This is a genomic window from Rhizobium sp. CECT 9324, from assembly GCF_918741265.1.
Lineage (GTDB): Bacteria > Pseudomonadota > Alphaproteobacteria > Rhizobiales > Rhizobiaceae > Allorhizobium.
In genome coordinates, this window is the sequence record NZ_CAKKMZ010000001.1 from 503203 (window position 1) to 515440 (window position 12238).

The following is a 12238-nucleotide window of genomic DNA, read 5'->3' on the forward strand; positions in this document are numbered from 1 at the left end:
TCGAGCGTTCATTGGGTAATGTTTGAGACGCGCGCCGGACAGGCCCCGGCGCGCGCATTGATTATCCGCGAACAAAACTCAACAAATCAGCATTGACTACATCAGCATTGACCGTGAGCATGCCGTGCGAGAAGCCGGGATAGATGATCAATTTGCTGTTCTTTAGCAGCTTGTCCTGCATGATCGCAGCCGCCTTATAGGGAACCACCTGGTCATCATCACCCTGCATCACGAGGGTCGGGACGGTGATCGCCTTTAGGTCTTCCGTCTGGTCAGTTTCCGAGAAGGCCTTGATGCCTTCATAGTGCGCCTTCGCGCTCCCCATCATGCCCTGACGCCACCAGTTTTCGATAACCCCTTGCGAAGGCTCGGCACCGGGTCGATTATACCCGTAGAAGGGACCGGACGGCACATCGATAAAGAACTGTGCCCGGTTCGCGGCCAACGCAGCGCGGAAACCGTTGAACACGTCGATCGGCGTTCCCTCCGGATTGCTTTCGGTCTTGACCATCAGCGGCGGTACAGAACTGACCAGAACCGCTTTGGCGACACGCCCTTGGGGTTGACCATACTGCGCAACATAGCGCGCAACCTGCCCGCCGCCGGTCGAATGACCGATATGGATCGCATTGCGAAGATCGAGATGTTCGGCCACCGCCGACGCATCGGCAGCATAATGGTCCATATCATGGCCATCACTGACCTGGCTCGAACGACCATGTCCGCGGCGGTCATGAGCGACGACCCGGTACCCTTCCTTCAGGAAGAACAGCATCTGATTGTCCCAGTCGTCGGCACTGAGTGGCCAGCCATGGTGGAAATGTATTGGCTGAGCATCCTTCGGACCCCAGTCCTTGTAGAAAATCTCAGTTCCGTCCTTAGTCTTAACAAATGCCATGCGATTACTCCTTTGCTGGCAGGTGCGCTTCGGTGAAGCGAGTTTTATAGAGAAGGCAATGCCCGCAACGGGGCGCGGAAGGTGCAAAATCATCCGTGTGCCCTTGGCGGCCGAGAGAGCGATGACGGACAGCTATGTTTTCGATGCCGGTCAATTTAGAGTATTCCTCAACAGTGGAAATTGTCAGGAGTGACATTCTTGCGGTCTGAAAATGACAAAATGATCGAGGTGGCTCTGCTGATCTATCCCGAGTGCCAGTTGGCGGCGGTCCATGGTCTGACGGATTTGTTCCGTATCGCCAATGAACGGTCGGAATATCCCCAATGCGACGGCAGTAGCCCATTGATCCGCGTAACGCATTGGCGGGCAGATGAGGTCTCGGGAGCGGTGGAGTGCGTATGGGATAGTGCGCCTGGCGACGCTCACAGGCCCGCCTTCGCGATCACTCCCCCCAGTATTACGATGCCGGAAAAAATGTCCAATATGCCACTTGCCGCTCAATGGCTGACCAAATTGCACGACCAGGGCACGATCATATGTTCGGTCTGCGCAGGCGCCTTTGTCCTTGCTCAGACTGGCTTGCTCTCTGGGCGACGGATTACCACGCATTGGGCATTTGCTGACTTGCTGGTTAAAAAGTATCCGGATGTGCAGGTATTGACAGATAACGTAATCATTGATGATGGCGACATCATCACGTCCGGCGCCATACTGGCATGGAACGACCTCGGACTGCTGATCGTAGAAAGACTGATGAGCCTAGATGTCCTGTTGGCCACTTCGCGCTTTATGCTCAGCGAAGGGGTGCGACGCGACCAAAGGCCATTTCAGGAGTTTCTGCCAACGCTCAACCATGATGATCTCGCAGTGCTCGCCGCTCAACATCACATCCATGCTCATCCTGGAGACCATCACACCGTCGCTGGTTTGTCGGACCGCTCTGGGTTGACCGGAAGGACATTTCTGCGGCGGTTCCAAAAAGCGACGGGAACCAAGCCGACTGAATACATAAAGTATGTGCGGATGATGAAGGCCCGAGATGCATTGCAGTTGGGAGGTCAATCCGTAAGCGTTGTTGCGGCGTCGGTAGGATATGACGATCCCGGTGCCTTCCGAAAAGCGTTTCAAAGTATGATCGGATTATCGCCGACTGCATTTCGCGAACGCTTTCGATTGAAAGCGGAGAGCACATGATCAAGGCTTTTCGTATTGGTAACTGACTGAGGCAGCCATCTTCATATCTTAGGCAGTCTCTGCAAGGGGCGCGGAAGGTACAAGACCATCTGTGCATCTTTGACGACATCGAACCGCAAGATAACCCGAGCGCCCAACCCGTTCAGCAACTGACTGATCGGGCCATCAGCGCGTGACAGTGTTATGTCGCGCGGAAATAGCCTCTGAGCGAGTTCAGTCGGGTTGGTTATAAACTGTGTCTGGCACCATTCGCCGTCCACCAATCCGATGGACGTGTTGGTAGAAAGCCGCGACTGAGAGGGTATCCGATGGAGTGTCGGCAGCGACGCGGTTAGCGTCACGTCTGGCGTGCCGTCGATTGCGGAGATGTTGGCCGCGACGCCAGTCGACGAGATATCGAGCCTTATGTCGGTCAACCATTTAGGCAATTGATAGCCATAAACGCCACGCACACGCGCGATCTCAGTGTTCACGGGTAGCGCGAGCACATGCGCGAAAAAGCTCAGCCTTCGCATCGAGTCGAGCAACTCCAACATATGAGGTCCTCGCGCACGCGGTCGGCGGATGACGACGGCGACCGAAACCTCGTTGTATGGATCGTTGTCGCAGACAGCATACGAGAAGAAGGTGAGTGCGACGAGGCCGTATCCTGGAAACGCGTGTAGCGGTTGAAGTTGATCTGGCAATATAGACCGCAACTTCTTGAGCGGCGAGAGCAGTAAGACCTGAACATTGCTTGCGCGGTAGTAGAAGTTGGGCGCCCAAGTCGGGCCGATCCGCGACGGAACCATGACCTTGGGTATGCGCCGAAAGAAATCGATATTTCCTGCGGCCGGATCTTTCTCCACTTCAGCTAGATTTGGATTGGAATGAAAACGATCATAATAGCCACCTTTGGGGACCATCACCTTGTGGCCGGCAAACTCGACTTCTGTAAATTCCTGGGTCATTACCGATAACCATCCTCGATAGGCAAACCCCGTCCGATTGCTCCCGGGTGTGGCGAGTTCCCGATATCCTTCTATCGTAACCTTGAAGTTATATTTAGGGTCAAGCGGGAATCGCCTTTCGGCCCGGCAAACTTCGATACCGAAGGACTACCGATCGCTGCGCCTTGCGAGTTCGCTGATGCGCACTTCTAGTGGTGGAAGAAAATGCTTGACCCTAAAGTTAACTTAAAGGTTAGAAGCCGTCCAAACAAAGGCATGCGACAATTCGATCGTGTCATTTCGAAAAAAGGACGTTGAGATGCAAATTCTGAAATCTCGTTCAAGCAAAATTTTAGCGGGTCTGGTCGGAGGAACCGCGCTTGGCGTTGCGGTGCTGTTTGCGCCAAGTCTGTTTGTGAGCAAGGCGGTTTTCACCGCAGCATCAGGTAAAAAAATTATGAATGTGCCAGTCCCCGGCGAGGCCACAGCAGATCAAAAGTTGATCGACTTGGCTGGTCATCAGGTGCCAGTCGTGAAGGACGGCCTATACGACAGATTTCGCTCAAACCCTCTGCTTTCGGTCATCGAAGAAGAAAGGCCGGATTTGGATTTAACTTGGTTCAAAACCCTTAAAAAGCAGAAAAAAGAAGTCGGTTTTACAACATACTCACCTAACTTCTACTATAGTAATAGCAGCATTACAGCGATCTACACCGCGGATATGGGCAGGATCAAAGAGTTGATGCCCGAGCAGGTAAGGCGTTTCGTTCAACCGATTTCCTTCATGCCAGGTAAGGGATTGATTGCAATCACCTCTTATAATTACAATTATTGCGATAACGATTCATACAATGAACTATCGATTTCGATTGTCACAACTAAGCCGAACAAGCAGAATTTCGGATTGATTTCGCTGATGGGTCAGATCAGCGACAATAGTCTGTGGGGGTATGTGCTCAAGCTACCGGTTGATACCGAGTTGGCTCGAGTAAGGGGTGTAGCCGGTTACAATTTGCCAAAGTGGCTTATTCCGATTGAATACAATAGCGATGGTGGCGAACTGAACTTCACCTATTACGACGAACAGGGGAAACTGGATTTCTCGATGTCGGGAAAGAAGCTCGAGCTCGCGGATACACAGCCCAAGATCACGCGGGTCAATTTCACCAATCTGGATGCGCAAGGCCGCTTGACTCATGGATTTTCAGATATAAGAGCGCTCAAAAGCGCCTCCAGCCGAGAGGGTGGAGATGTTCAACTGGGCCTGTCTGACGGACCATTGTCGATATTCATAAAATCACTGGGGCTGAAGGACCTCATTCGATACGATTATCAACCTGATTTCCAGGCTGCTTTGTATACGCCAGAATTGGTGGACAAAAAATAGTCAATGCCAGTGCAGCCATTCCGCAATATTGTTGTTGGCGGCTTGCTCATGACTTCCAGAAGCGGTGACGGCGATGACAGAATGTAGCTGTCATCGTCAGTCGCTGCTGCACAGCAACTGACCGCTTCATTCACCGTGGTTGTTCCTTGGACGGTCCATCATTGCGGTCAAACAGATGAGCTAGGACGCGCTGTGCATTTGTCGCGCAGTCGATATCGTCCGGCCGGTTTTCGATCGCGCTGATTATGGATAAAAATCGTGCCTTGCTTTGCCCTAGCCGTACTTCGAGCGATGTGATGTCTGCGACTTTGCGCCGAAGCGTTCCCAGCAGCGCTACATGGTCCCAGTGCTCTAACTCACTGGGTAGCAATATGCGAATCTCCTCCAGACTGAACCCCGCAGATTGAGCCTCGGTAATTACACGGAGAACGACGGCGGCGTAGGGAGTATAAACCCGATAGCCATTGGACCGGCGCCCGACCGCTTTCAAGAGGCCAACCTTTTCATAAAAGCGAATACGCGACTGTGAGAGGCCGGTCTGGTCCGCCAGTTCCCCAATTTTCATACTTAAACGCCTTCATAAGTAGCCATTATACCTTAAATTTAACTCAAAGGTTATATTATTGCCAAGATGAAATTTCAGGAGCCGATGATGCCTTTTATTGTGCTCTCACATCGCCCAATGGCGTAGTGATCCCGAACCGCATCACCGAGGCTGCGATGGAGGCGGACATGTCAGATGTCGACCATGCGCTCGCGGCAGAGCTTATTCAGCTGTATCACGTGTGGTTAGGGCGGTGCCGGGCTGATTATCACTCGTAGTAGGAGGTCAAGCGTTGGGCGAAGCGCTATCGCGGCTCGATGGAGAACAACACAAAGTGTCATGAAAAGCATTCACTGCTTGACCTTAAACCAATGTTTAAACTTATAGCTACTTGAACTATGACAACGAACCTCTTCCAAGCCGGTGCAGACAGCACCACTGAGATGTTGGCGCTGCTCTCAAAGCAGCGCGAAAGTTTCCTGCGCGCGGGAATTCCCGATGCGCGAGCGCGACGAGCCGCATTGCAGCGGCTACGTGCTGTTGTTCTCGCCAATCGTAAAGCGCTAAGCGAGGCGGTGAGCGCCGATTTTGGGCACCGCTCGCACTATGAAACCGAGATCATGGAGGTCGTCGTCACCGTTCAGGCGATCGACTATCTGCTGAGTAATACGAAACGTTTCATGAAGCCGGATAGGCGGCACGTCGCGATCTCATACAAATCCGGCCGCGCCCATGTCGAATATCAGCCGAAGGGCGTCGTTGGGATCATGGCTCCATGGAACTATCCCTTCTCGCTGACGATGATCCCCTTGGCAACTGCCCTGGCCGCGGGAAACCGGGTCATGCTCAAGCCATCGGAACTGACACCGCGCACGAGCGAGGTCATTGGGGAGATGCTTTCGACGGTCTTCTCATCCGAAGAGGTGGCGGTCGTGCTTGGTGGGCCTGAAGTCGGCGCCGCATTCAGCGGGCTAGCGTTTGACCATCTGCTTTTCACAGGCAGCACAAAAGTCGGGCGTCTCGTGATGAAAGCGGCGAGCGACAATTTGGTGCCCGTGACGCTGGAACTGGGCGGGAAGAGTCCCGCGATTATCGGACGCGGTAACGTCTCGCCTCGAACGGTGAAGAGCATTGTGTTTGGAAAGCTGTCAAACGCTGGCCAAACCTGTATCGCACCCGACTATCTGTTGCTCCACAAGGATGACCTCCAAGCCTTCGTAGCGCTCTATTCGTCCACTGTGAGTCATGCCTATCCCGATGGGCCGACGAGCAAGGACTACAGTTCGATCGTAAACGACGGCCACTACACGCGGTTGCGGGGACTCCTTGAGGATGCACGAAAGAATGGTGCGCAGATCATGGAGGTCGGCCAAAGGCCCGATACAGCGGCTAATCGGGTAAGGACGATCGCGCCAACTCTTGTTATCGGCGCTCCTGACGACAGCGCGATAATGGAAGAAGAGATCTTCGGTCCCCTTCTGCCTGTGCGAACTTATTCCTCGATCGAAGAGGTGATCGATTTCGTGAATGCGCGGCCACGTCCACTCGCGCTCTACTATTTTGGCCCTGAGGGCGAAGATCGAGATGCGCTACTAGCGCGTACGACTTCCGGGAACGTCGGCATCAACAACACCTTGCTACACATAGCGCAAGATGACTTGCCATTTGGGGGGGTCGGGCCGAGTGGCATGGGAGCATATCATGGCGTCGAGGGTTTCCGCTCGATGAGCCATGCCAAGGGAATATTCGTCCAAGGTCGATGGAACTTTGCCAATTTGCTCCGCGCTCCGTTTGGGAAGTTGACCGACCTAGTTGTAAGGTCGGTTCTCGGACGCGGCCCGCAATTCTAAGCTCTCCACTGCAGATATACCATGAAAGCATCAAGCATGGACGTGATATATTCAGATAAGCCTTCGTGCCAGCCTTCAACATTATTGATGCGTAATTTCGTGAAGCTCCCCCGCGGATCGATGGTAAAATGGTCAACTCGAATTATCGAGAGGAAGACGAAGATTACTTCACCGAGCTGCGCAAGGTTACCAGCAGATGAACCCCGTGCAATTCGACCACATCGCGGGGAGCTATAGGGTGATGTACCGGATTTCGAAGCACCGTTATGTCAAGAATTGCGCACGCGATGACTCGGCCTATGGCGCAAATGCGGCCAGGGCGAGGGTGACCGGCGGTCAAACAGTTTAAGATCGCAGGGAGCTAATATGCGCCCCGCGATCAGGGCTTTAGCCAGCTTAGTTGACTAAGACAATCTTGCCGATATGCGTGCCACTGTCGATCAGCATGTGTGCGTCCGCTGCATCGATGAGCGGAAACGTGCGATATACCTCCGGCTTGACCCGGCCCTCGGCAATTAAAGGCCAGACAAATTTTTCTAGCTCGCCCAGAATGCTCTTCTTGTCTTCATAGCTTTGCGATCGCAGCGTCGACCCCGCATGGGTTAGTCTCTTTACTAGCATCGGCCACAGATTCAGTTCCTTGGCCGGTCCTTTGAGGATGCTTACCTGCATGATGCGGCCGTTCATCGCTGCCGCCTCATAATTGCGTGCAACATAATCGCCGGCGATGATGTCCAGGATAACGTCGACGCCTGCTCCACCGGTCGCATCTTTGGCTGCGGAGACGAAGTCATCTGTCAGATAGTTCACCGCTACGTCGGCACCGAGGCGCACACTGGCTTCCTGCTGCGCGGCAGAATTGACGGTGGTGATGATTTTGTCTGCTCCGAGCTGTCGTGCTAACATCGTGGCAGTCGTGCCTATTCCGGAAGCGCCTCCATGGATCAGGACCGAATCGCCTTGACCGAATTTGCCGCGCTGGAAGAGGTTGAGCCAGACCGTCATAAACGTCTCGGGCAGGGCTGCCGCTTCGGTGACGGTCAATCCCTTCGGCACTGCGAAGGTAACGTTCTCGTTCGCGACGGCGTATTCGGCATAACCGCCACCGGTCACCAGAGCAGCTACCATGTCGCCTACCGCAAATCGGCTAACCGAGGCGCCTAACGCCACCACCTGACCTGCAATTTCCAGGCCCGGAATGTCGGAAGCACCAGGAGGAGGATCGTATAGTCCTTTGCGCTGTAGGACGTCTGGCCCATTTATTCCAGCCGCTAGAACATGAATGAGCAGTTCGTTGTTTGCCGGTTTCGGCACCCCGCGCGTCGTAATCTGGAGTACGTCCGGCCCACCCGGCTTTGAGATTTCTATGGCCGTCATTGTCTGTGGAATACTGAACTGGCTATCTTGGGGGATGACAGAAGGCACGTCGGCTTTCCTTGAATGTGAGGTTGGCTTGATCAAAATCATAAGGTTAAACTATTGTTTAAGGTCAAGCGCGATTGACTCTAAAAGGCCAAGTCCGCATTTCAGCGCAAATTGTCACCGCATTGATCTATCCTTGACGTTCCCATCACCCCCTTACTAAACCACCCCGGCAGACTGTCCATGTTCGCGCGCTTGGCGACGACCTCATTTTAGATGAACGGGCAATCGACAGCAGTCTGCATATAGGGTCGACCACTGAGCGCCGTGCATCGATGAAGGAAATCATCACTTCAGTGGGCGAGTGAGGTTTTTCAACAGGCTGCCGAGCCTACTGGCGTTTAGCTCGCACCAGACATGAATACCCACGTTGCCGCCAGATCGCGGCAGCGGCAATGTGGGAACTGCGCGAGATCCTGTATCTCTACAAAAGCCGCTATCCATCGACGCATCTGATTCGGAAGATTTGCTCGGCATACAGCAGGCATGCGTTGAAACGAAGCTTGCAGATAGGTCTTTCCTTATCTGCTGCGAGGAAACTTCACGGCCGCTTAAGTGAGTTCGACTGGACCATTTCCGGAACCGTTACGCGAGCGGCGGGATGCTCCTGATTGAGCAATTCCCGTTGCAAGCTTATCACTTGGTTTCTCAGATACGAACTGGCTGCTCTCAAGACGCTTTTAATGAGAGCAGCCAGTCGTTCTTCCCATTTGAGGGAAGAAGCACTGAATATCGTTCCTACTGTTTTCGCCGTTCGCCGCATGGGTCATGGGATCGGGCTCGGATTGCTTCTGCCAATTCGTCGCCGCGTTTCAAACTTCGCACGATCAGAGGTACAATGAGGGCCTTGATATTGCCGTCCATCTGCCGTGCGCGCTGCGCAACTCTCACCTCATCCAGTGTTAGTCTTGTCAACGGTATCAGTCGTAGCGCGAGCGACAATGCGAGAGCAATTTGGTCGGCGGGAACCCAAGGGGGTGTCCAGCGAAGGCCGACGAGCAGTCCATCAACAAACTCGCTGGTCTTGGTAGTCATCGTGACGAGAGATGCTGCCGTTATCAATAGTATCAGTCTGGCAACCGTTAAACTGGCGACATCCACTCCATTTAAGATCGCATGCGTGGCGAAAACAGCTAAGAATATCCACAACATCGAACGAATGGGATTTAGCGCTTCCGAAATCGTTATTCCCGCGATCCGATATAGCAGCGCGACACAGACTGATGTGCCCGCAAGCGTCGGCCAGCTCGTAGCAAGCGCAACGAACGTGCATAGCGCTATCAAGGACAGAATTTTCCTGCCCGGCGAAGCGCGATGGACGCAGCTGTCGCGAAAGATATAGGTGTCGCCGATCATTGCGACCGCGCAATGTATTCATCGATCACGCCCTCAGGTCTTCCGTCTCCAACAATGCGCCCTCCCTCAAAATATATTACCCGATCGAAATCGCGCAGCAATTCTAGGTCGTGTGAAACGATCACGACGTGTTGCTGAAGATTAGCAATTGTTCGCATGAGCTGTCGCTTGTTCGCGAGATCAAGAAGTGTCGTCGGTTCATCGAAAACGATCAAACGCGGCTGCATAATGAAAACGCCGGCGAGCGCCACCAATTGACGCTCGCCTCCGCTGATCTGATGGGTCAAGCAGTTTCTGAGATGTTCGATTTTGAAGTATGCCAACGCCGATACGATGCGTTCTTCGACAACAGCTTTCGACAGCCCTCGTTTCCTAAGTCCAAACGCTAAGTCTTCACCAACGATTGGGTAAACGATTTGATTGTCTGGATTCTGAAACACGAATCCAACTTCGCTTCGGAGATCCGCTCCATTTCGCGCCCCCGCGAATTGGATCGATCCCAAGCTCGGCTTCTCAAGCCCGTTAAAGAGCCTTGCGAATGTGGTTTTACCAGATCCGTTTCTGCCGATGATCCCGATGCGCCTTTCGTCCAGGCTGAGGCTGATGTCACTAAGAATCTCACGTCCGTTTTTCCTCACCGTGACTTGCGAAAAGGAAATCATTTGTGTCCCCATGTTTAACGGAAACCGGGCAAGGTACGCTCTTTCGGGCTGATGATAGGATAGGAGTTCTTGGTAATCACGATCACCGAGGCCGCGATCACGCTTTTGAGGATGTCGCCCGGGATGAAAGGGAGGGAACCCGCCAGTGCCGTTGACAGCGGAATCCCCGCTACCGTAGCGCTCCATGGTATGCCTATCGCGTATAGCACGACAATCCCCCCGACGGCGGAGGCTACCAACGCCGTGAAAAAGTTGAGGTACGACCAAAGTTGTTCGACCAAAAGGCCAACAAAAAATGCGGTTAGGATCCACCCAATCAAGAAACCGCCTGTCGGCCCCATGAACACGGCGAAGCCACCGCGCCCCCCTGAAAGGAGAGGAAGTCCCGCTGCAACGAGGACGAGGAAGAGCACGAGCGATAAACTCCCGCGCTTGGCGCCGAGCACGCCGCCAGCCACTATAGCACCTAGGGATTGCGCCGTAATTGGAACGCCAATGACAGGAAGTGTTATTGGCGGAAATACTGCTAAGGCTGCTGTGAAAGCAGCAAAGATTGCAATGAAGACGGTATCGCGCGTATCCATGTCTGCTCCTTCGCGTGAGTTTAGTTTAACGCTCGATCCTACTTGCCGAGCAGGTTTGCCACGAAGGAAGTATTGAAGACGCCTGAGACGAACTGCTCATTCTGAAGGATTTCCTTGTGGAAGGCTGCTGTGGTTGTAATTTCCCCGACGTCGAGCTCATCAAGCGCTGCGATCATGCGGGCTCTCGCCTCCTCGCGCGTCTGGCCCCAGCAGATCAGTTTGCCGACCATGGAATCGTAGAAGGGCGGAATGACGTATCCGGCTTCGATATGCGTATCCATCCGGATCCCGAGGCCGCCCGGCATATGGAAGCGTTTCACGGTTCCAGGGCAGGGCATGAAGTTCTGTTCCGGGTTTTCGGCATTGATGCGGCATTCAATGGCGTGACCGGAGATACGGATATCGTGCTGCCGGATAGCGAGCGGAATGCCGCTGGCGACTTCGAGCTGCATCTTGATGAGGTCGAGACCCGTAATCATTTCCGACACGGGATGCTCAACCTGGATGCGGGTGTTCATCTCGATGAAGTAGAATTTGCGTTCATCAAGATCGAATACGAATTCAATGGTGCCGGCATTGGTGTACTTGACCTCGCGGCAAAGATTGACCGCAGCGACGGCAAGCTCTTGGCGAAGGGTGTCGTCGAGAACAGGAGAAGGGCCTTCCTCGATGAGCTTTTGATTCCGCCGCTGGGTCGTGCAGTCGCGCTCTCCCATATGGAGGAAGGTCTCGCCGTCGCACATTACCTGGATTTCGATATGTCGGATGTTGGTGAGATAGCGCTCGATGTAGACGGAAGAGTCGCCGAAGGCGGTTTCGGCCTCGGACATGATTTCGGAGAGATCGTTTTCGAGACTTTCCATCTGGCGCACAACGCGCATGCCGCGCCCGCCGCCGCCGGCCGCCGCCTTGATCAGGAGAGGGAAACCGACTTCTTTGGCAACCTGCAGCGCCTCAGCGAATTCGGTGATCGCGCCATCAGAGCCAGGAACGGTGGGTACGCCGGCTTTCTTCGCGATCTTCTTCGCCTCGATTTTGTCGCCCATCTGGTGGATGACCTTGCTGGACGGGCCGATGAAGATGATGCCTTCCTTCTCGCAGGCGGCCGCGAACTCCGCATTTTCAGCAAGGAAACCGTATCCGGGGTGGATGGCGTCCGCACCGAAGGAGAGGGCTGCGCCAAGCACCGCCTGCTGGTTGCGATAGCTCATGTTGGCGCGCGCAGGTCCGATGCAGACGGCCTTGTCGGCGAGTCGTACCGGCAAAGAATTTGCATCCGCCTCTGAATGAACCAGGATGGTCGAAATACCAAGTTCGCGACAAGCGCGGATAATACGAAGAGCGATCTCGCCACGATTGGCGATCAACACTGTTTTGATCAACGCAGACATGCAAATTCTTCCCGTTACGGT

General features: G+C 54.0%; 11 protein-coding genes. 3 read left to right on the forward strand and 8 right to left on the reverse strand.

The features are described from left to right. Positions 1–61 precede the first annotated feature (61 nt). Positions 62–898 (reverse strand): alpha/beta hydrolase, encoded by an 837-nt coding sequence (locus LQ231_RS02330; RefSeq protein ID WP_230170128.1) that lies wholly within the window; start codon positions 896–898, stop codon positions 62–64. A gap of 189 nt (positions 899–1087) precedes the next feature. Between LQ231_RS02330 and LQ231_RS02335 the strand changes: the two genes are divergently transcribed. Continuing rightward, entirely contained in the window at positions 1088–2092 is a 1005-nt protein-coding gene (locus LQ231_RS02335; protein WP_230170129.1) for a helix-turn-helix domain-containing protein, read from the forward strand. A gap of 41 nt (positions 2093–2133) precedes the next feature. On the opposite strand, the gene LQ231_RS02340 is transcribed toward LQ231_RS02335, so the two are convergent. After that, positions 2134–3042 carry a hypothetical protein gene (locus LQ231_RS02340; RefSeq protein ID WP_230170130.1) on the reverse strand — a complete coding sequence of 303 codons (909 nt, stop codon included), beginning with the start codon at positions 3040–3042 and terminating at the stop codon, positions 2134–2136. Positions 3043–3340: 298 nt separating this feature from the next. On the opposite strand from LQ231_RS02340, the gene LQ231_RS02345 reads away from it, so the two are divergent. Continuing rightward, on the forward strand, positions 3341–4408 hold the full coding sequence (locus tag LQ231_RS02345; protein WP_230170131.1) for an acetoacetate decarboxylase (ADC): 1068 nt from the start codon (positions 3341–3343) through the stop codon (positions 4406–4408). A 130-nt stretch (positions 4409–4538) separates the two neighbouring features. Here LQ231_RS02345 and LQ231_RS02350 read toward each other — a convergent pair whose 3' ends face one another. Continuing rightward, on the reverse strand, positions 4539–4973 hold the full coding sequence (locus tag LQ231_RS02350; RefSeq protein WP_230170132.1) for a MerR family transcriptional regulator: 435 nt from the start codon (positions 4971–4973) through the stop codon (positions 4539–4541). A 377-nt stretch (positions 4974–5350) separates the two neighbouring features. On the opposite strand from LQ231_RS02350, the gene LQ231_RS02355 reads away from it, so the two are divergent. Continuing rightward, entirely contained in the window at positions 5351–6802 is a 1452-nt protein-coding gene (locus tag LQ231_RS02355; protein WP_230170133.1) for a coniferyl aldehyde dehydrogenase, read from the forward strand. 396 nt (positions 6803–7198) lie between these two features. Here the strand turns inward: LQ231_RS02355 and LQ231_RS02360 are convergent, their stop codons facing one another. From LQ231_RS02360 to accC, 5 genes are all read right to left on the reverse strand, one after another. Continuing rightward, positions 7199–8179 carry an NAD(P)H-quinone oxidoreductase gene (locus LQ231_RS02360; RefSeq protein WP_230173227.1) on the reverse strand — a complete coding sequence of 327 codons (981 nt, stop codon included), beginning with the start codon at positions 8177–8179 and terminating at the stop codon, positions 7199–7201. 783 nt (positions 8180–8962) lie between these two features. Next, positions 8963–9580: an energy-coupling factor transporter transmembrane protein EcfT gene (locus LQ231_RS02365; RefSeq protein ID WP_230170134.1), complete on the reverse strand. Its 618-nt coding sequence runs from the start codon at positions 9578–9580 to the stop codon at positions 8963–8965. Further along, on the reverse strand, positions 9577–10242 hold the full coding sequence (locus LQ231_RS02370; protein ID WP_230170135.1) for an energy-coupling factor ABC transporter ATP-binding protein: 666 nt from the start codon (positions 10240–10242) through the stop codon (positions 9577–9579). The genes LQ231_RS02365 and LQ231_RS02370 overlap by 4 nt, the downstream gene beginning before the upstream one ends. A gap of 14 nt (positions 10243–10256) precedes the next feature. After that, complete coding sequence (locus LQ231_RS02375) at positions 10257–10826, reverse strand: biotin transporter BioY (protein ID WP_230170136.1); 570 nt, start codon at positions 10824–10826, stop codon at positions 10257–10259. A 38-nt stretch (positions 10827–10864) separates the two neighbouring features. After that, the gene (gene accC, locus LQ231_RS02380; RefSeq protein ID WP_230170137.1) at positions 10865–12217 is read right to left on the reverse strand and encodes an acetyl-CoA carboxylase biotin carboxylase subunit; all 1353 of its coding nucleotides are present in this window, start codon (positions 12215–12217) and stop codon (positions 10865–10867) included. Between the last annotated feature and the right edge of the window lie 21 nt (positions 12218–12238).